At 67.9% G+C, this 17,968-nt stretch carries 19 protein-coding genes and 1 other RNA gene; 11 read left to right on the top strand and 9 right to left on the bottom strand.

The window, feature by feature from the left end; all coding sequences use genetic code 11:
- Nucleotides 1-238: 238 nt before the first annotated feature.
- The 3 genes from G524_RS0112810 to G524_RS0112800 all read left to right on the top strand — a co-directional run bounded on the left by G524_RS0112810 (nt 239) and on the right by G524_RS0112800 (nt 3,435).
- A complete protein-coding gene (locus G524_RS0112810) occupies nt 239-991 on the top strand; it encodes an SIMPL domain-containing protein (RefSeq protein ID WP_027444038.1) in 753 nt (250 codons plus the stop codon).
- Nucleotides 992-1,257: 266 nt separating this feature from the next.
- Nucleotides 1,258-2,067 (top strand): metallophosphoesterase, encoded by an 810-nt coding sequence (locus tag G524_RS0112805; protein WP_027444037.1) that lies wholly within the window; start codon nt 1,258-1,260, stop codon nt 2,065-2,067.
- Between the two features lie 57 nt (nt 2,068-2,124).
- Entirely contained in the window at nt 2,125-3,435 is a 1,311-nt protein-coding gene (locus G524_RS0112800) for a UDP-glucose dehydrogenase family protein (RefSeq protein ID WP_027444036.1), read from the top strand.
- 134 nt (nt 3,436-3,569) lie between these two features.
- Here G524_RS0112800 and G524_RS0112795 read toward each other — a convergent pair whose 3' ends face one another.
- The 6 genes from G524_RS0112795 to G524_RS0112775 all read right to left on the bottom strand — a co-directional run bounded on the left by G524_RS0112795 (nt 3,570) and on the right by G524_RS0112775 (nt 7,119).
- Nucleotides 3,570-3,935: a carboxymuconolactone decarboxylase family protein gene (locus G524_RS0112795; RefSeq protein WP_027444035.1), complete on the bottom strand. Its 366-nt coding sequence runs from the start codon at nt 3,933-3,935 to the stop codon at nt 3,570-3,572.
- 88 nt (nt 3,936-4,023) lie between these two features.
- Nucleotides 4,024-4,449: RNase P RNA component class A (gene rnpB, locus G524_RS16425), an RNA gene on the bottom strand.
- A 43-nt stretch (nt 4,450-4,492) separates the two neighbouring features.
- Nucleotides 4,493-5,185 (bottom strand): aquaporin Z, encoded by a 693-nt coding sequence (aqpZ, locus tag G524_RS0112790; protein WP_027444034.1) that lies wholly within the window; start codon nt 5,183-5,185, stop codon nt 4,493-4,495.
- 68 nt (nt 5,186-5,253) lie between these two features.
- Nucleotides 5,254-5,979: an N-acetylmuramoyl-L-alanine amidase gene (locus G524_RS0112785; protein ID WP_036857975.1), complete on the bottom strand. Its 726-nt coding sequence runs from the start codon at nt 5,977-5,979 to the stop codon at nt 5,254-5,256.
- Nucleotides 5,980-6,003: 24 nt separating this feature from the next.
- Nucleotides 6,004-6,657 carry a histidine phosphotransferase family protein gene (locus G524_RS0112780; RefSeq protein WP_027444032.1) on the bottom strand — a complete coding sequence of 218 codons (654 nt, stop codon included), beginning with the start codon at nt 6,655-6,657 and terminating at the stop codon, nt 6,004-6,006.
- 9 nt (nt 6,658-6,666) lie between these two features.
- Nucleotides 6,667-7,119 carry a M67 family metallopeptidase gene (locus G524_RS0112775; RefSeq protein ID WP_245561372.1) on the bottom strand — a complete coding sequence of 151 codons (453 nt, stop codon included), beginning with the start codon at nt 7,117-7,119 and terminating at the stop codon, nt 6,667-6,669.
- On the opposite strand from G524_RS0112775, the gene G524_RS0112770 reads away from it, so the two are divergent.
- Entirely contained in the window at nt 7,100-8,053 is a 954-nt protein-coding gene (locus G524_RS0112770) for an RluA family pseudouridine synthase (RefSeq protein WP_027444030.1), read from the top strand. The two genes, G524_RS0112775 and G524_RS0112770, sit on opposite strands and share 20 nt — an antisense overlap.
- 113 nt (nt 8,054-8,166) lie before the next feature.
- Nucleotides 8,167-9,072 (top strand): RNA polymerase sigma factor RpoH, encoded by a 906-nt coding sequence (gene rpoH, locus G524_RS0112765; RefSeq protein ID WP_027444029.1) that lies wholly within the window; start codon nt 8,167-8,169, stop codon nt 9,070-9,072.
- Nucleotides 9,073-9,090: 18 nt separating this feature from the next.
- On the opposite strand, the gene G524_RS16005 is transcribed toward rpoH, so the two are convergent.
- Nucleotides 9,091-9,864, bottom strand: a complete 774-nt coding sequence (locus G524_RS16005; protein ID WP_156894096.1) for a hypothetical protein — start codon at nt 9,862-9,864, stop codon at nt 9,091-9,093.
- A 212-nt stretch (nt 9,865-10,076) separates the two neighbouring features.
- Between G524_RS16005 and mtgA the strand changes: the two genes are divergently transcribed.
- From mtgA to G524_RS0112735, 5 genes are all read left to right on the top strand, one after another.
- A complete protein-coding gene (mtgA, locus tag G524_RS0112755; protein WP_156894104.1) occupies nt 10,077-10,757 on the top strand; it encodes a monofunctional biosynthetic peptidoglycan transglycosylase in 681 nt (226 codons plus the stop codon).
- A 7-nt stretch (nt 10,758-10,764) separates the two neighbouring features.
- The gene (locus G524_RS0112750) at nt 10,765-11,781 is read left to right on the top strand and encodes a cation diffusion facilitator family transporter (RefSeq protein ID WP_051221236.1); all 1,017 of its coding nucleotides are present in this window, start codon (nt 10,765-10,767) and stop codon (nt 11,779-11,781) included.
- A complete protein-coding gene (locus tag G524_RS0112745) occupies nt 11,781-12,368 on the top strand; it encodes a sigma-70 family RNA polymerase sigma factor (protein WP_027444026.1) in 588 nt (195 codons plus the stop codon). The genes G524_RS0112750 and G524_RS0112745 overlap by 1 nt, the downstream gene beginning before the upstream one ends.
- Entirely contained in the window at nt 12,365-13,117 is a 753-nt protein-coding gene (locus G524_RS0112740) for an anti-sigma factor domain-containing protein (RefSeq protein ID WP_027444025.1), read from the top strand. Before G524_RS0112745 ends, G524_RS0112740 begins: the two co-directional genes overlap by 4 nt.
- A 167-nt stretch (nt 13,118-13,284) precedes the next feature.
- Nucleotides 13,285-13,848 (top strand): fasciclin domain-containing protein, encoded by a 564-nt coding sequence (locus G524_RS0112735; RefSeq protein ID WP_027444024.1) that lies wholly within the window; start codon nt 13,285-13,287, stop codon nt 13,846-13,848.
- Between the two features lie 274 nt (nt 13,849-14,122).
- Here G524_RS0112735 and clpX read toward each other — a convergent pair whose 3' ends face one another.
- Entirely contained in the window at nt 14,123-15,388 is a 1,266-nt protein-coding gene (gene clpX / locus G524_RS0112730; RefSeq protein WP_027444023.1) for an ATP-dependent Clp protease ATP-binding subunit ClpX, read from the bottom strand.
- Between the two features lie 197 nt (nt 15,389-15,585).
- Nucleotides 15,586-16,290, bottom strand: coding sequence for an ATP-dependent Clp endopeptidase proteolytic subunit ClpP (gene clpP / locus G524_RS0112725; protein ID WP_027444022.1), 705 nt, complete (start codon nt 16,288-16,290; stop codon nt 15,586-15,588).
- Between the two features lie 165 nt (nt 16,291-16,455).
- Between clpP and G524_RS16000 the strand changes: the two genes are divergently transcribed.
- Nucleotides 16,456-17,958: an amidase gene (locus tag G524_RS16000; RefSeq protein WP_036857971.1), complete on the top strand. Its 1,503-nt coding sequence runs from the start codon at nt 16,456-16,458 to the stop codon at nt 17,956-17,958.
- The last annotated feature ends 10 nt before the right edge of the window (nt 17,959-17,968 follow it).

Below are 17,968 nucleotides of genomic sequence, written 5' to 3'. Positions count from 1 at the left end.
CAAGGCACGGGATGATCGGTCGCGCCAGCGACCGCAAGCCCGAACGGGCGCCCGCAGCGGGCGCAGGTTGCTGCGCGTCTAGCGAGGGCCGCACGCCACAGGGCATGCGGAAAACAAAAAACGCGCGCAAGGCAAGCAGCAGGCTTGGGATGACAAACCCCTCGATCCCCATTCAAACTCCATTCATCGACGTTGATGCACAACTCGTCGCACCAACACCTTTTTGGGGGAACATGCGATGAGCGGTGATGATGTGCAACCGGCGAATGGGGCGGGCGGTTTCTGGCGCGCGCCTGCCACCCGGCTGTGGTTCGGCACGGCGGGGATCCTCGCCGCCGGGCTGATCGTGGGCGGCTATCTGCTCGGCGATGGGCTGCTGCGCGCCAAGAATGCCGAGCGCGCGGTCACCGTGCGCGGCCTGGCCGAGCGCGATGTCACCGCCGATCTTGCCACCTGGACGATCTCCTATGCCGCTTCCTCGACCGATCTGGCCGAGGCGCAGGCCAAGGTGCGCCGCGACACCGAGGCGATCGCCGGCTTCTTCAGGGAGCTGGGCTTTCCCGCCGAGGCGCTCCAGCCCACCGGCGCCAATGTCTCGAGCTTCACCAGCGACGGCGTGACCACCTACACCGTGCGCCAGCGCCTGTCGCTGCGCACCACCGACATCAAGCGCGCCCAGCAGGCGGTGGCGCGCCAGTTCGACCTCGTCGGGCGCGGCGTGCTGCTCGAGGAAGGTTCGGGCATGGCCTATACCTTCACCAAGCTGAACGACATCAAGCCCGCGATGGTCGCCGCGGCGACCAGGGATGCGCGCGCCGCGGCCGAGCAGTTTGCCGAGGATTTTGGCTCGCGCGTGGGCAGGATCCGCGAGGCCACCCAGGGCTACTTCGAGATCGAGGCGCGCGATGGCGAAAGCGCCGGCTGGGGCTCGGCCGATAGCCCCTACAAGAAGGTGCGGGTGGTCACCACGGTGCGCTTCGCGCTCGATTGAGAGGCGCTTGGACGAAGCCCGATGCGCCGCGGAGAGGGCAAGGCATACATAGGGTTAACGCGCGGCCTCGGGGACGCGGCGGCGATCCTCGGGGCCGCCGGCGCGCGCCGCCCGGCGAGAATTTCGCACCGCTGGTCGCGCGCGGCAAAGGTTTGGTTGCACCGCTGCGTTGCAAGCCATCCGCGCTCGCCCCATCTCTCGTCACGGCGCAGCAGAGCGCAGGCTGCCGCAGCGCCGCTGCGCGACTGGCAGATCGATTGATGGCCATGATTGAGACACTCCGCGCCCTGTTCCGCCCCGCACGCCCAGCCCGCCTGCCCCGGGTGCCCGCGGGCCAGCGCTACTATGTGATCGGTGACATTCACGGGCGGCTCGATCTCTATGACGCGCTGATCGCGGCGATCGAGGAGGAGATCGCCGCCGACCGCGCCGGGCTTGCAATGCGGGTGGTGCTGCTCGGCGATCTCATCGACCGCGGGCCCGACAGCGCCGGGGTGATCGCGCGCACGCAGGAATGGCAGCGCCGACGCCTGGTTCGGGTGCTGGCCGGCAACCACGAGGAGATGTTCCTCGAGGCCTTCGCGCGGCCCGAGATGCTGCGCCACTTCCTCAAGCACGGCGGGTTTGAAACCTTGCTGAGCTTCGGCTTCACCCGCCAGCAGCTCGCCAGCCTCGCGCTCGAGGAGATCTTCGCGCTGCTGCCCAAGGTGGTGCCGCAGGCCGTGCGCGATTACATCGCTTCCTTCGAGACCATGATCCGCGCGGGCGATTATGTCTTCGTCCATGCCGGGATCGATCCCGCCCGCCCGCTCGCCGAACAGAGGGGCAGCGATCTTCTGTGGATCCGCGAGCCCTTTCTCACCCATGAAGGCCCGCTCGAGAAGGTGGTGGTGCACGGCCACACGATCTTTGATCACGTGATGGACTGCGGCAACCGCATCGGGATTGACACTGGCGCTTTCCGCTCGGGTGTGCTTACAGCCCTCGTGCTCGAGGGCGATCAGCGGCGAATCCTCCAGGCCCGCGCCGAAGATGGCGGGTCGGTGGCGGTCTTCCACGGCGACCGCGCGCACTGATCACCCCGCTTGCCGCACGGGCAGGGGGCGTCCGGTTGGTCTTGAGGGCAGGTTTCCATGAAGATTGCGATGGTGGGTTCGGGCTATGTCGGGCTCGTGTCGGGGGCATGCTTTGCCGATTTCGGCCACGAGGTGGTGTGCATCGACAAGGACGAGGACAAGATCGCCCGTCTGCGGCAAGGCATCATGCCGATCTACGAGCCGGGGCTTGATGCGCTGGTCGAGGCCAATGCCAGGGCCGGTCGGCTGAGCTTCACCACCTCGCTCGCCGAGGGCATCAAGGGCGCCGATGCGATCTTCATCGCGGTTGGCACCCCCAGCCGAAGGGGCGATGGCCATGCCGATCTCACCTTCGTTTACGCGGTCGCCCGCGAGGTCGGCCAGAGCCTTGCGCATGATGCGGTGGTCGTCACCAAATCGACCGTGCCGGTGGGCACGGGTGACGAGGTTGAACGGATCATCCGCGAGACCGGCACGCCCCACCGGGTCTCGGTGGTCTCCAACCCCGAGTTCCTGCGCGAGGGCGCGGCGATCGGCGATTTCAAGCGTCCCGATCGCATCGTCATCGGCGCCGAGGATGATTATGGCCGCGCGGTGATGCGCGAGGTCTATCGCCCGCTGTTTCTCAATGAAAGCCCGATCCTGTTCACCAGCCGCCGCACCAGCGAACTGATCAAATATGCCGCCAACGCCTTCCTGGCGACCAAGATCACCTTCATCAACGAGATCGCCGATCTGTGCGAGAAGGTCGGCGCCAATGTCCAGGATGTCGCCCGCGGGATCGGCATGGATGGCCGCATCGGGCCGAAGTTCCTGCACGCCGGGCCAGGCTATGGCGGCTCGTGCTTTCCCAAGGACACGCTCGCCCTGCTCAAGACCGCCGAGGATTATGGCAGCCCGATGCGGATCGTCGAGGCGGTGGTCAAGGTCAATGACAGCCGCAAGCGGGCGATGGGCCGCAAGGTGATCGATGCGCTCGGCGGGGCCGAGGCGGCACGGGGCAAGCGCGCGGCGCTGCTCGGCCTCACCTTCAAGCCCAACACCGATGACATGCGCGATTCGCCCGCGCTGGCGATCGCCCAGGCGCTGCTCGATGCCGGAGTGTCGGTGGCCGCCTATGATCCCGAAGGCATGGAGCAGGCCCGCCCGCTGCTCCCTGAGGTGACGATGTGCGAGAGCGCCTATGATGCCATCACCGGCGCCGATGTGGTGGTGATCGTGACCGAGTGGGACGCCTTCCGCGCGCTCGATCTCAATCGGGTCAAGCAGCTCGCCAAGGCCCCGGTGATGGTGGATTTGAGGAACATCTACAAGCCCGAGGACATGCGCGCCGCGGGCTTTGCCTATGTCAGCGTGGGCCGGGGGTAATTTTTTGTGGTCCGCAGCCCCTCCGGGCTGCGAAATCCTCGCTCACACGCCCTGCGGGCGCGTCGCTGCGGGCGGCCAGCCGGCCTTGCGACCCGCCTGTCGGCGGGCCGGTTTCATCGCCCTCCTCATCGGCCTCAACCCGCCGCCTTGTCGGCATATTGATCATAGGCTTCCAGCGCCTGCGCGGCATACATCGCGCTGGGCCCTGCCCCCATGTAGATCGCAAGACCGATGGTCTCGGCCACCTCCTCGCGGCTCGCGCCGTGCCTGCGCGCGCCTTCGACATGGAAGGTGATGCAAGGATCGCAGCGCACAGCAACCGAGATCGCCACCGCCAACAGCTCCTTGGTCTTTGCATCAAGAGCACCCGCGCCATGCGCTGCCGCGCCCATTTCGCGGAACGCCTTCATCACGCCTGGCGCGGCCTTGTGGAGCTCGCGGATCGCGGGGGTGAGGTTGGCGGCAAGACTGGGCCAGTCCTTGAACGTCGTGTGAGTCATGCAGGGCTCCCGGTGTGTGGTGCGCTTCATGCCAAGCACGCCCCCGCGCGCCCCGGCATTGACCGGGATCAAGTTTGCACAGGCAAACAGCATCAGGGGGCCGTCATAAGCCGGGTTCTGTCTCCCCGGGCGGTATCCTTGCGGACCGGCCCCGGGGCGGCAGCCATTCCTCTGGGCCGGCGATTGCTCGACGGCTCTAGCAGCCAACCCGGGTCTCTCGGCGCGAAACCCGCCTGCCCCTCTTGCGAGAGGCGCGAGACCCCTATTCGGCCTTGCTCCGGGTGGGGTTTGCCATGCGGTGGCTGTTGCCAGCCCCCCGGTGCGCTCTTGCCGCACCCTTTCACCCTTGCCTGTGCCCCCGTTGCCGGGGAGCCATCGGCGGTCTGCTCTCTGTGGCACTTTCCCTTGCCCCGCCCGAGGGCGGAGCCGGCGGGCGTTACCCGCCACCCTTGTTTCGTGGAGCCCGGACTTTCCTCGCACCCATTCAGGCGCGCGGCTGCCTCAGGCCCCCTGACGCGGGTGATATAGGCCCGCCCGCCCGATTTGGCAAAGATGGCTCAGTCGCTGCCGTCCGAAAGCAGCAGCTTCCACACCAGCGCGCCCAGCGCCGCCCCGGCGAGCGGCGCGGCCCAGAACAGCCACAGCTGGCTGACCGCCGCGGTCTCGGCATAGAAGGCCACGCTGGTCGAGCGCGCCGGATTGACCGAGGTGTTGGTCACCGGAATCGAGATGAGGTGGATGAGCGTGAGCGCAAGGCCGATCGCGATCGGGGCAAAGCCCGCCGGCGCCCTGGCCGAAGTTGCGCCCAGGATCACGATCAGGAAGCCCGCGGTCAGCACCACCTCGGCAACCAGCGCGGCGAGCAGCGAATAGCCGCCCGGCGAAAGCTCACCATAGCCATTCGAGGCAAAGCCGCCCGCGGCAAAATCGGGCGCGCCGCTGGCGATCACGAACAGCATTCCGGCTGCGGTGAAGGAGCCGAGCACCTGCGCCGCCCAATAGGGCGCCAGTTCAGCCCAGCCGAACCGCCCGGCGATGGCAAGCCCAAGGCTCACCGCCGGGTTGAAGTGCCCGCCCGAAATCCCGCCCAGGGCATAGGCCATGGTCAGCACGGTAAGCCCGAAGGCAAGGCTCACCCCGACAAAGCCGATCCCCAGTTCCGGAAAGCCCGCCGCCAGCACCGCTGAACCACAGCCCCCGAACACCAGCCAGAAGGTGCCCACGAATTCGGCTGCCAATTTCCTCATCATCGCATTTCCCCCCGTTTGGCCCGCCGGATCCCATTTCCGGCCAGACGCTCCAAAAACCCGTCCCTCCCTTAGCGCGTGCGCCCCTGATCGCGGTCGAGCAGCAATTGCCACAAGATCGCCGCCACCTCGCCATCGGGCACCCCGGTGATGCGCTCGGGCCGCCAACGCCGCTCGAAGGCCTCGACCGCCTTATTCTGATCGGTGATGTCATAGCCGAAGCGCTCGAGCGCGAGGTAGAAGCTGCCCTCGTTGGGGAAGGGGTTGCCCGCAGCCAGGCACTGCGGGCGCGGCAGGCACAGGCGGTATTCGGCCAGCCGCTCCCACGGGAACAGCTCGCCCGGATCGATCTTGCGCATCGGCGCAACATCGCTGTGCCCCACCACATTGGCGCGCGGAATGTCATACGCGCGCACGATCCGCGCAAGGAGCGGGATCAGCGCGGCGATCTGCGCCTCGGCAAAGGGGCGATAGCCGCCGTTTTCGCGCGCGTGGCCGGGGTGATCGAGCTCGATCCCGATGCTCGCCGAATTGACATCGGGAATGCCGCGCCAATAGCTCGCCCCGGCGTGCCAGGCGCGCTTGTCCTCGGGCACGAGACGGATCACCCGGCCCTCCTCGGTGATGAGGTAATGCGCGCTGACCTTGGCTTTGGGATCGGTGAGCCGCGCCAGCGCCGCCTCCACCGGCTTCATCTCGGTGTAGTGCAGCACCACCATGCTGATCGGCAGGCTGCGCGCATCGAAATTGGGCGAGGGGCGCTCCTCGTGCACCAGCTCGTCCGTGCCCCCTGCCATGGCTCCCCCCACGCTCCAGCCGTGCTAGCCGATCAGCCCTTCCGGCTCGGGCAGCACCGCGCCCAGCACCAGCACGCCTTCGCCGAGCTTGTATTGCAGCCCGCCGGCCAGCTCCTCGGCGAGCAGGGCGATCATGTGCGCGGGCGCAGTGCGGCTGGTCAGCTCGCTCTCGTCAAGCTCGCCCTGGAGCGCGCGGCCGATGCTCTCGTCAAAGGCGATGCGCTCACCCCGGGCGCGGGCGACGATCTCCACCGCGCCCTCGCGCCGCTCGGCCCCGATGTCGAGCGCGCCGCCGCGCACCAGGCTTTCGAGCGCGATCTGGGCGAGGTTTAGCAGCACCTTGATCGCCGGCTTGGGCAGGCTCGGCTCGGCAATCGCCCAATGGACCTCGACCCGGCGGGCATCGGCGGCGAGCGCCTCGATCACCTGGCGCGCCTCCTCGATCGGGATCGCCTCGCCAAAGCCCCCGGCCGCGCCAAAGGCGAGGCGGAAGAACCTGAGCTTGTCGGTGCTGATCCGCGCCGATTGCTCGAGCAGCTCGATGCAGCGCGCGCGCATCGCCGGGTCCTGCTCGTCGGCCAGGAGTTCGATCCCGTTGGCAAGCGCCCCCACGGGCGAGAGCATGTCATGGCACAGCCGCGAGCACAGCATCGCGGCAAGATCGGTCGCGGACGTCATCGCCCCACCCTAAACATCGCGGATGCCAAAGGAAAGAGCGACAAAGCCGTGGGGCAAATCGTGCCAAAAGCGCACCTCATCGGCAGCGATGATCGCCCACACCCGCCCATCGCGCGCGGCGAGCGCCCGATCGGTGGCCGAGGGCACCGCCGCGCCCGCAGGATGGGCGTGGTAATAGCCGATCAGCGTCGGCGCGCCGGGAACGCGGGCGGCGCGGTGGGCGGCAATCAGCGCCGCCGGGTCGATCTCGAAATGGGTGCGCGGCGAGGGGTGGACATTGGCCGTGGGCCGCGCCTCGCTGATCGATGCGCGCGCTGCGCCTTCGCCCATCGCGCCCAGCAGCAGCCCGCAGGCCTCTTGCGGATGGGCCGCGCGAGCATGGGCGCGCATCGCCGCAAGCGCCCGGCTTGTCACCACGAGTTCCATCGCCCATGGCCATAGCATGGCCGCGCCCGAAATCATCACCGGCTCTTTCACCGCCCCCGCCCGGCTCGACAAGGCGCTGGCCGAGGCGACCGGCCTGTCGCGCGCGCGGGTGCAGGCGCTGATCGCCGCCGGGGCGGTGGAGGTCGAGGGGCGCGCAGCCACCTCGGGGGCGCTCAAGGTCACCCCCGGCATGGGCTTTGCCCTTGCCCTCCCCCCCGCAGAGCCTGCCGCAGCGCAGCCCGAAGCGATTGATCTTGCTATTGTTTACGAGGACAGCGCGGTCATCGTCATCGACAAGCCCGCCGGCATGGTGGTGCACCCTGCGGCGGGCAATCCGGCGGGCACGCTGGTCAATGCATTGCTCCACCATTGCCGCGGGCAGCTTTCGGGGATTGGCGGGGTGGCGCGCCCGGGGATCGTCCACCGCATCGACAAGGACACCTCGGGCCTCATCGTGGTGGCCAAGACCGACGCCGCGCACGAGGGCCTGGCCCGCCAGTTCGCCGCGCACAGCGTCCACCGCCGCTATCTGGCGGTCTGCGCCGGGCACCCCGCGCCACCCGAGGGCACGATCGACGCGCGCATCGGCCGCTCGGATGCCGATCGCAAGAAAATGACGGTGCTGCCCAAGAATTCCTCGCGCGGCAAAAGCGCGATCACGCATTACAAGCTGCGCGAGCGGCTGGCCCATGCCGCGCTGGTGGAATGCCGGCTGGAAACCGGGCGCACCCACCAGGTGCGCGTTCACCTTGCATCAATCGGCCATCCGCTATTGGGAGACCCTGCCTATGGCCGCACCCCCAAACCCTTGCGCCCCGTGCTCGAAGCGCTGGGCTTTGCCCGCCAGGCGCTCCATGCGGCGGAGTTGGGCTTTGTCCATCCCGCAAGCGGCACGGCGCTGCGCTTTGCCAGCGCGCTGCCGCAGGACATGCGGGAACTGATCGACCAATTGCGTCATTTTGATCGATGAAAAACGCATACTTCTGACCGGTTTTCGCGTATAGATGGAACCCGTGGCCCAGTTCGCGGGATGCCCAGCAGGGGTCCCGCGCAAGCGGTCGACACAGAAAGGTTAGGCACGCAGTGACCCAGTCCAACACTTCCTCTCTCCCGGTGCTGACGGGCGAGCAGTCGCTCAATCGCTATCTTGCGGAAATCAAGAAGTTTCCGGTGCTCACCGCCGAGCAGGAATACATGCTCGCCAAGCGCTATCAGGAACATGGCGACCCTGAGGCGGCGGCCCAGCTGGTCTCCAGCCACCTGCGGCTCGTGGCCAAGATCGCCATGGGCTATCGCGGCTATGGCCTGCCGCTGGCCGATCTCATCTCCGAAGGCAATGTCGGGCTGATGCAGGGGGTCAAGAAGTTCGATCCCGATCGCGGCTTTCGCCTCGCCACCTATGCGATGTGGTGGATCAAGGCCTCGATCCAGGAGTTCATCCTGCGCTCGTGGAGCCTGGTCAAGATGGGCACCACCGCGGCGCAGAAGAAGCTGTTCTTCAACCTCAGGCGGATGAAGAAGCAGCTCGAGGCCTATGAGGACGCCGATCTCAGCCCCGAGGACGTGGCCCGCATCGCCACCGACCTTGGCGTGCCCGAGGCCGAGGTCGTCAACATGAACCGGCGGATGATGCTGGGCGGGGATGCCTCGCTCAATGTTGCCCTGCGCGGGGATGAGGACGGCTCGGGCCAGTGGCAGGACTGGCTGGTCGATGATCGTCCGCTCCAGGATGAAACCGTGGCCGAGGCTGAGGAATGGCAGCTGCGCCAGGAGATGCTGGCCGAAGCGATGCAGAGCCTCAACGAGCGCGAGCGCCACATCCTCACCGAGCGGCGCCTCACCGACAATCCGCAGACGCTCGAGGAACTGAGCCAGGAATATGATGTCAGCCGCGAGCGCATCCGCCAGATCGAGGTGCGCGCCTTTGAAAAGCTCCAGAAGGCGATGCAGCGCATCGCCGGCGAGCGGCTGCTGCCGGGGGTGGCGTAAGAAAATCGCTCCGGCCGCTCAGGAACCGGAAATGGAGGGGTCGGGTGCTTCGGCATCCGGCCCCGTTTCTTCCTCGCGCCGCAATTCGCCGAGAAACGGCTCGCGCAGCATCCGCCGGGCAAAGGCGAGCAAGTCATCCCGGTTTTCGACCGCGCAATAGCGGGTCAGCCAGACATCCATATCCTCCGCCCGACGCCGCCAGCGTGACGGGCAACGGACCTGCAACACGTCGAAGCGCGCGACGATACCGTCGTCTTCGCCCTTCGCGCGCGCCAGCAACATGTAACTGCTGCCCGGAACGAAGCCTTCCTGCAACGCCCACAGCTCATAGGTCTTGCCGTTGGCGCGGCCCTCGCCGATCCGCGCGAACAGGCCGCGGCTGAAATCGCCCGCGTCGACTTCCTCGCGCGCGTCGGCCTTGTAGAGGTTGGCCGCGCAGTGGAAGACGCCGTAATTGGCGATGCGCAGCCAGAAATCGCTGCCCGAGCTGTCGGCCGGATTGGGGGTGAAATGCCAATCACCAAAGGCGACCCGGCTTTCACACCCGACAATCACATCCGGTCCCGGGTTCTCGATGCTGCGCGGCCACAGATCGCGCCAGGCAAAGGTATAGAGCGGCACCGGCGCGTGCAGCCTTTCGGACTGCCACTCATAGTCCGCCTCCCGCTCCGGCTCCGCCGCGCAGAGAGGAGCGGCCAGAGCAAGGGCGGCAAGGCAAAAGAATTGGCGCATTTCCGCAAGCATAGGGCAAGAGCGCACATCGGGAAAGCGCCCAAAGGCGATGCCGCGCATCGCGGGCGAACGGCTGCTGGCGGGGGTGGCGTAACCGCGCCGGCCTGGTGCGGGCTTTGCACGCCCTTTGCGCCAGCTTTGCCCCACTTCCGGGGGCGCGCGGCGCCTTGCAGCGCCCCCGATGGCGCCATTGCCAATGTTTCACGTGAAACATTGCGCGAACAAAGCCGCGCTTTCCTGCCGCGCCGCGTGGCGCTAAGCCGCGTTCCATGATGCGCGCCCTTGCCCGCTATGCCGCCAAGGCCATTTTGTGGTTCGTCGGCCTCACGCTGATCCTGGTGATCGCCTTCAAGTGGCTGCCTGTGCCCGTCACCGCCACCATGCTGATGGACGAAAACGGCTTCACCAAGGACTGGGAGAGCCTCGGGCATATCGACCGCAACCTCGTCGCTGCGGTGATCGCTGCGGAAGATTCGCGCTTCTGCCAGCATTTCGGCTTTGATGCCGAGGCGATCGAGCAGGCGATGCGCGAGAACATGGAGGCGGCCGCAAACGGCGGGCGCATCCGCGGCGGCTCGACCATCAGCCAGCAGACCGCCAAGAACGTGTTCCTGTGGCAGGGCGGCGGCTTCCTGCGCAAGGGGCTGGAGGCCTGGTTCACCTTCTGGATCGAGGCGGTGTGGGGCAAGCGGCGGATCATGGAGGTCTATTTGAACGTCGCCGAAACCGGGATCGGCACCTATGGCGCCGAGGCCGGGGCGCAGCGCTATTTCGGCCATTCGGCCGCGCGCCTTTCCGCCGACGAGGCATCGCGCATGGCCGCGGCCCTGCCCAGCCCCAAGAAGCGCTCGGTCAAGGCGCCGCGCGGCTGGCTTGCCGCCCATGGCAACCGCATCCAGCGGCGCATCGGCATTGTCAGGCGTGACGGGCTCGATGCCTGCGTTTACAACTAGCAGCACCATGGCCCGCGCCCACACCCACAGCCACGCCCACACCCACGCGCACGCGCACGCGCACACCGCTGCGCACGGCGATGCGGGCGCGGCTGCGTCCGATTGTCATGGCCTCCACGATTCGCGCGGGCACCACCATGGCCCTGCCGATTTCGGCCGAGCCTTCCTCATCGGGATCGGCCTCAACATCACCTTCGTGGTGATCGAGGCGGCGGCGGGTCTTGTTTATGGCTCGATGGCGCTCATTGCCGATGCCGGGCACAATCTTTCCGACGTGCTTGCACTCGCGCTTGCCTGGCTTGCCAGCCTGGCCGCGCGCCGCGCGCCGCGGGGGCGCTTCACCTATGGCTACAAGAGCTCGACCATCCTTGCCGCGCTGGCCAATGCCCTGCTGCTGGCGGTGGCGGTGGGGGCGATCCTGATCGAGACGCTGCACCGGCTGATGCAGCCGCAGGAGCCGCAGGGGCTGGTGATGATGATCGTCGCCGGGATCGGGATTGCGATCAATGCGTTCACCGCCATGCTGTTCATGCGCGGTCAGGAGGATCTCAACATCCGCGGTGCCTATCTCCACATGGCCGCCGATGCGCTGGTCTCGCTCGGCGTGGTGCTGGCCGGGGCGGCGATCCTTCTTACCGGCCTTGCCTGGATCGATCCGCTGGTGAGCCTTGTCATCGTGGCGGTGATCGCGCGCGGCACCTGGGGCCTTGCGCGCGACAGCCTCACCATGGGCCTGCTCGCCGCCCCGGAAGGAATCGACCTTGCCGAGGTGCGCGCCCATCTTGCCAGCGTCGAAGGGGTGAGCGCGGTGCATGACCTGCACGTCTGGCCGATCTCGACCACCGAAACCGCGCTCACCGCGCATCTGGTGATGCCGGGCGGGCGCGCCTCGGACGGCACCTTGCGGGCGATCGCCGCCTCGCTCGAGACGCGCTTCGGGGTGGGCCATGCGACCTTGCAGATCGAAAGCGGCGAAGAACCCTGCCCGCACCCCTGCGAGGCCCGCGCCGGAATGCCAGGCTGATGGCCACCCGCGCGCGCCCCGGCCCCGAAGATACCCGCGCCGCGCTGCGCCAGGCGATGGCCCGGCTTGCCGCCGGGGACGAGGCGGCGCTCGAGGAGGTCTATCGCCTCACCCGGGTGAAGCTGTTCGGCATCACCTTGCGTATCTTGGGCGATCGAAAGGAAGCCGAGGACGCCTTGCAGGACGTCTATGTCCAACTCTGGCAGCGGGCTGACCGCTATGACCCCGCGCGCGCCAGCCCGATCGCGTGGCTGGCGGCCTTTGCCCGCAATCGCGCGATCGATCGGCTGCGCACCGGCAAGGTGCGCGGCGGGGCGGTGGAGATCGAGGAGGCGCTGCCGCTGCCCGATGAGGCCCCGCTGGCCGACGCGCTGCTGATCGATGCCGAGCAGACCGCGCAGATCCACCAGTGCCTCGAGCGGCTCGACGCGCGCACCCGCCAGCACATCCGCGACGCCTTCTTCGGTGGCCTGACCTATGCCCAGCTGGCCGAGCGCGCGGGCGTGCCGCTGGGAACGATGAAGAGCTGGATCCGCCGCGGCCTGCAACGCCTGCGCGCCTGTCTCGAAGCGAGCGAGGCGGCATGAGCACGCCCGAGGACAATGCCCAGGGCGCGCCCGAGCGCGACGATCCGATGATCGCCGCGGAATGGTCGCTCGGCCTGCTCGAGGGCGAGGAACTGCTCGCCGCGCGCGGCAAATATGCCACCGACCCCGCCTTTGCCTGGCGCAAGGAATGGTGGGATGGCTGGTTTGCCCCGCTCGCCGATGCGATCCCCGGGGCCGAGCCGGGCGAACACGTGTGGCAGGCGATCGCCGCGCGGGTGGCAGCCCAGCGCGCCGCGGCGGCAGAGCCGGAACAGCTCGGCGCGCGCATCGCCGATCTTCAAGCCCGGCTGCGGCGCTGGCGCTGGATCGCCGGGCTGGCGAGCGCAGCGGCGGTGGTGGCGCTGGCATGGCTCGCGCTGGGGCCGCTGCGCGCTCCGGCGGAGCCGCCCGCACCGATGGTGGCGGCGATCCCGCTGGGCGATGGCGGCCTCAGGCTCGATGTCACCTATGTGCCCGAAAGCCGCCGAATGATCGTCACCGCGCTGGGTCTGGCGGCGGACGGGGTGCACGATCACCAGCTCTGGCTGGTGGGGGCCGATGGCCGCGCGCTGCATTCGCTCGGGGTGATCGCGCCGGGGACGGTGCGCAGCATGGCCGTGCCGGACGAGCTCGCTGCCCAGATCGGCGAGGGCGCGCGGCTGGTGCTGACCCGCGAGCCGATCGGCGGCAAGCCTGCCGGGGCGGCGGCCGGGCCGGTGGTGGCCCGGGGCGCGCTCGGCCGGGTTTGAGGCCGCCAACCACTCGCCGCACAGGAGCGGCAATTCATCCGCATTTGCAACAAGCGCGCATCCCCCGCGCGCCGCGCCGCGTAGCTCCTTCGGCAAGCGGGAGGGGCTTGCCCGCCTGACCCCCTCAGGCGCCCCCCTGGCCAACCAATGCCCATGGAGACCTTATCGTGAAGCTCACCCCGATCCGCACCGCCCTTGCCGCCACGCTCGCGCTCGGCGCGCCCCTCGCCGCCGCCCCGGCCCTGGCGCAGGGCCACCCCGGGCACGGCGCTGCCGCCGAAGCCTCGGCCAATATTGTCGAGACCGCCATGGGCACCGGCGCGCACAACACCCTGGTCGCCGCGGTCAAGGCGGCTGGCCTTGTCGAGGTGCTCGCCGGCCCCGGCCCCTTCACCATCTTCGCCCCCACCGATGCCGCCTTTGCCAAGCTCCCGGCGGGCACGGTCGAGACGCTGGTCAAGCCCGAGAACAAGGCGAGGCTGACCGCGATCCTCACCTATCACGCGGTGGCCGGCAAGGTGAGCGCGGGCGACCTTGTCAAGCTCATCAACGCCAATGGCGGCAAGGCCACCCTCACCACGGTGCAGGGCGGCACGCTCACCGCCATGCTCGAGGGCGGCAAGGTGGTGATCATTGATGCCAAGGGCGGCAAGACCGCCGTGGTGCAGGCCGACGTGATGACCTCGAACGGGGTGATCCACGTCACCGACGGGGTGTTCCTGCCCGCCTGATCGCCGCGCCATCGCCTTTGCGCCGCTCCCGTTCCCCCACCCCTACGCTCCGGGGGCGGCGCCTCTCCCGACCCCGTCCGGCCCTTCCCTTAGCGCCGGACGGGGTTTTTTCGCGTGGCAAGGACAGCTTGGCGCAATGCGCGCGGCAAAGCCGCCGCCCCATGACGGGGCGCGGCCGAGGCGCCGAGATCATGGCAAGGCCGACCGCGCAGGCCAGCCCACTGTGCAGATGAATGGCGTGGGCGCGCAGGCGCGCCGCCGGCCTAGCGGCGCCTCAGGCCGCGGCTTCCTTCTTGGCTTCGCCGCCGTGGACGCGGATCGGGTCCTTCTTGCCCTCCACCACTTCGCGGTCGATGACGATTTCGGTGACGCCTTTCATGTCGGGCAGGTCGAACATCGTGTCGAGCAGCAGGCCCTCGACGATCGAGCGCAGCCCGCGCGCCCCGGTCTTGCGCTTGATCGCACGCTCGGCGATCGCCTGCAGGGCATCATCGGTGAAGGTCAGTTCCACATCCTCAAGCTCGAAGAGCTTGCGATATTGCTTCACCAGCGCGTTCTTGGGCTCCTTGAGGATCGTCACCAGCGCCGGGATGTCGAGATCGTGCAGCGTCGCGATCACCGGCAGGCGCCCGACGAATTCGGGGATGAGGCCGAACTTCAACAGGTCTTCCGGCTCGCACTTCTCGAGCAGCTCGCCCACCCGGCGCTTGTCCGGATCGGCGACATGGGCACCAAAGCCGATCGAGCGCTTCTGCAGGCGATCGGCAATGATCTTGTCGAGCCCGGCAAAGGCGCCGCCGCAGATGAACAGGATGTTGGTGGTGTCCACCTGCAAGAATTCCTGCTGCGGATGCTTGCGCCCACCCTGCGGCGGAACGGAAGCGGTGGTGCCTTCCATGAGCTTCAAGAGCGCCTGCTGCACCCCTTCGCCCGAAACGTCGCGGGTGATCGAGGGGTTTTCAGCCTTGCGGGTGATCTTGTCGATCTCGTCGATATAGACGATCCCCTGCTGGGCCTTCTCGACATTGTAGTCGGAAGCCTGGAGCAGCTTCAAAATGATGTTCTCCACATCCTCACCGACATAGCCCGCCTCGGTCAGCGTGGTGGCATCGGCCATGGTGAAGGGCACATCGAAGGTGCGCGCCAGCGTCTGGGCGAGCAGGGTCTTGCCGCTGCCGGTGGGGCCGACGAGCAGGATGTTGGACTTGGCCAGTTCCACATCGCCCGCCTTGCCGGAGTGCTTCAAGCGCTTGTAGTGATTGTGCACCGCGACCGAGAGCACGCGCTTGGCCCGATCCTGCCCGATCACGTAATCGTTGAGCGTGGTGAAGATATCCATCGGCGTCGGGATCTCGCCGTCCTTCTTCCCGGCGATCCCGGCCTTGGTCTCCTCGCGGATGATGTCGTTGCACAGCTCGACGCATTCATCGCAGATGAACACCGTCGGCCCGGCGATCAGCTTGCGCACCTCGTGCTGCGACTTGCCGCAGAAGCTGCAATAGAGGGTGCTCTTGCTGTCCGATCCGCTCAATTTGGTCATTCCTGTGTCCTCGAATCCGCATGGGCAGGCGCCGGAACACCGCGGGCGGATTGTGCAAATGTATCGTGCGCGCCGGATGAATCAACACGCGCTGCATGAAATGGTGGGGTTAGCATGGCTGGCCGGGGCGGCAAGTGGCGCAAGTGGCAGGGGTGACATGCCCCTGTCCCGCCCCGGGCCAGGCAGCGCGCCGCAGCTTAATCGGGCGCACCGCCAGAGCCGCTGTCATCGCCGCTCTCCTCGGTCTCGGGCCGGGTCTCGAACACCTTGTCAACCAGGCCAAAGGCCTTGGCTTCCTCGGCCTCAAGGAAGGTGTCACGGTCCATCGCCTTCTCGATCTCCTCGAGGCTGCGGCCGGTGAACCTGACGTAAAGGTCGTTCATGCGGCTGCGGATGCGCAGGATCTCGCGCGCCTGGATCTCGATGTCCGAGGCCATGCCGCGCGCCCCGCCCGAGGGCTGGTGGATCATGATCCGCGAATTGGGAAGGGCGATGCGCATCCCCGGCTCGCCCGCGGCGAGGAGGAAGCTGCCCATGCTCGCCGCCTGGCCGATGCACACGGTCGACACCCGCGGGCGGATATATTGCATGGTGTCATAGATGGCGAGGCCCGCGGTCACCACCCCGCCGGGCGAGTTGATATACATGCTGATCGGCTTCGACGGGTTCTCGCTTTCGAGGAACAGGAGCTGGGCGACGATCAGGCTCGCCATGGTGTCCTCGATCTGCCCGGTGACGAACACGATCCGCTCGCGCAGCAGGCGGGAGAAGATGTCGAAGCTGCGTTCCCCCCGGCTGGTCTGTTCGACCACCACCGGCACCAGCGCCCCGGTGAGCGGATCGCGCGTGAACTTGCCCTGCGCGCCATAGGTTTCGCCAACATTGCCGAACAGATCGATCATCGGGGATGGTGTCCTTCCTGAAACTTTCCTTGGCTATGTCGTCAGGCGCGGGGCAATTTCAAGGCCGTTTACCATGCCCCTGTGAATTGCCGGGGGCCGGCGCAGGCGCGCGGGGGGATGAATTGCCCCTTGCCGCAGCCGGGATGCGTGGCCAAGCCGTGCGGCATGATGACCATCCGTCTTGCCGGCCCCGCGCTTGCCCTGTTGCTCGCTTCGTTCACGCTCGCCGCTCTGGCCCAGGAGAGCGCCGAGGATGCCGCCGCCATGGCGCAGGCCCATGCGCAGCGCATCGCCGCGCTCGATGATGCCGGGCCGCGCCTCAATGCCGTGATCGTCCACGATCCCGCCCCCGCGGCCAAGGCCCGCGCCCAAGCCGACAAGGGAATCCTCAAGGGCCGCACCGTGCTGGTGAAGGACAATATCGAGACCGCCGAATGGCCGACCACCGCGGGCAGCCTTGCCCTTGCCGGCAACCTCACCGGGCGCGATGCGCCGCTTGTCGCCAACCTCAGGGCCGCGGGCGGGGTGGTGCTGGGCAAGACCAATCTTTCCGAATGGGCCAATATCCGCTCGGACAATTCCACCAGCGGGTGGAGCGCGATTGGCGGGCTGACGAAGAACCCCCATGCCACCGACCGCAACCCCTGCGGCTCCTCGAGCGGCAGCGGCGCTGCGGTGGCGGCGGGGCTTGCCTGGGGTGCGATCGGCACCGAGACCAATGGCTCGATCACCTGCCCGGCGAGCGTCAACGGCATCGTCGGGTTCAAGCCCAGCGTCGGGATCGTCAGCCGCACCCACGTGGTACCGATCTCGCGCACGCAGGACACCGCCGGGCCGATGACCCGCACGGTGCACGATGCCGCGCTGCTGCTCACCGCCATTGCGGGAGAGGACAAGGCCGATCCGGTGACGCTCGAAGCTCGCCGCGTCAAGGATTACACCCAAGGGCTGGACACCGCCTCGCTCGATGGCGTGCGCATCGGGGTGCTGCGCGGCGCGGTGGGGAGCCGCCCGGCGATCGCGGCGCTGTTCGCGCAGGCTCTGGCCGATCTGGCCCGCGCAGGCGCGGTGCTTATCGATGTCGAATACACCCCGCCGCGCGCATTGTGGGAGGCCGAACTTCCCGTGCTGCTTTATGAACTGCGCGAGGAGCTGGACAAATATCTCGCCACACGCCCCGTCGCGGACGGGCCGCGCAGCCTCGCCGAGGTGATCGGCTTCAACCTCGCGCATGAGGACGCGGAACTGCGCTGGTTCGGGCAGGAACTGTTGGTGCAGGCGCTCGATACCACCGATGCCGCGGCTTACGAACAGAACCTTGCCACCCTGAGGCGCCTCTCCCGCGCGGACGGGATCGACAAGCTGCTGAACGATCACGAGGTCGCCTTTCTCATCGCTCCCACCACCGGCCCGGCCTGGGCGAGCGACCTTGTCAACGGCGACAATTACGCCGGGGGGATCGGCGCGGGCTATCTGGCCGCGATTGCGGGCTATCCGCATCTCACCGTGCCGATGGGCGCGATCGAGGGCCTGCCGGTGGGCCTCAGCATCATCGGCGGGCAGTGGCAGGATCACGCGGTGCTGAAAGCGGGCGCGGCATACGAAAGGGCGCGGACAGCCCCCCTGCCCGCGCCCTCGTTCAAGCCGTGGCAAGCGGCGGGGGAATAGCCCCGGCCGC

Origin of the sequence: Erythrobacter cryptus DSM 12079 (assembly GCF_000422985.1) — a bacterium.
Lineage (GTDB): Bacteria > Pseudomonadota > Alphaproteobacteria > Sphingomonadales > Sphingomonadaceae > Erythrobacter > Erythrobacter cryptus.
Note: the sequence above shows the minus strand (reverse complement) of the source record. Positions and strands in the feature narration are given on the sequence as shown.

What these genes read in the sequence shown, in the direction of transcription:
- G524_RS0112770 (WP_027444030.1), top strand. Translation starts at nt 7,100, where the DNA reads ATGGCCGCGCCCGAAATCATCACCGGCTCTTTCACCGCCCCCGCCCGG.
- G524_RS0112800 (WP_027444036.1), top strand. Translation starts at nt 2,125, where the DNA reads ATGAAGATTGCGATGGTGGGTTCGGGCTATGTCGGGCTCGTGTCGGGG.
- G524_RS0112750 (WP_051221236.1), top strand. Translation starts at nt 10,765, where the DNA reads ATGGCCCGCGCCCACACCCACAGCCACGCCCACACCCACGCGCACGCG.
- clpP (WP_027444022.1), bottom strand. Translation starts at nt 16,290, where the DNA reads ATGATCGATCTGTTCGGCAATGTTGGCGAAACCTATGGCGCGCAGGGC.
- aqpZ (WP_027444034.1), bottom strand. Translation starts at nt 5,185, where the DNA reads ATGATGAGGAAATTGGCAGCCGAATTCGTGGGCACCTTCTGGCTGGTG.
- mtgA (WP_156894104.1), top strand. Translation starts at nt 10,077, where the DNA reads ATGCGCGCCCTTGCCCGCTATGCCGCCAAGGCCATTTTGTGGTTCGTC.
- G524_RS0112810 (WP_027444038.1), top strand. Translation starts at nt 239, where the DNA reads ATGAGCGGTGATGATGTGCAACCGGCGAATGGGGCGGGCGGTTTCTGG.
- G524_RS0112775 (WP_245561372.1), bottom strand. Translation starts at nt 7,119, where the DNA reads ATGATTTCGGGCGCGGCCATGCTATGGCCATGGGCGATGGAACTCGTG.
- G524_RS16005 (WP_156894096.1), bottom strand. Translation starts at nt 9,864, where the DNA reads ATGCGCGGCATCGCCTTTGGGCGCTTTCCCGATGTGCGCTCTTGCCCT.
- G524_RS0112740 (WP_027444025.1), top strand. Translation starts at nt 12,365, where the DNA reads ATGAGCACGCCCGAGGACAATGCCCAGGGCGCGCCCGAGCGCGACGAT.
- G524_RS0112805 (WP_027444037.1), top strand. Translation starts at nt 1,258, where the DNA reads ATGATTGAGACACTCCGCGCCCTGTTCCGCCCCGCACGCCCAGCCCGC.
- clpX (WP_027444023.1), bottom strand. Translation starts at nt 15,388, where the DNA reads ATGACCAAATTGAGCGGATCGGACAGCAAGAGCACCCTCTATTGCAGC.
- G524_RS0112795 (WP_027444035.1), bottom strand. Translation starts at nt 3,935, where the DNA reads ATGACTCACACGACGTTCAAGGACTGGCCCAGTCTTGCCGCCAACCTC.
- G524_RS0112745 (WP_027444026.1), top strand. Translation starts at nt 11,781, where the DNA reads ATGGCCACCCGCGCGCGCCCCGGCCCCGAAGATACCCGCGCCGCGCTG.
- G524_RS16000 (WP_036857971.1), top strand. Translation starts at nt 16,456, where the DNA reads ATGATGACCATCCGTCTTGCCGGCCCCGCGCTTGCCCTGTTGCTCGCT.
- G524_RS0112780 (WP_027444032.1), bottom strand. Translation starts at nt 6,657, where the DNA reads ATGACGTCCGCGACCGATCTTGCCGCGATGCTGTGCTCGCGGCTGTGC.
- G524_RS0112785 (WP_036857975.1), bottom strand. Translation starts at nt 5,979, where the DNA reads ATGGCAGGGGGCACGGACGAGCTGGTGCACGAGGAGCGCCCCTCGCCC.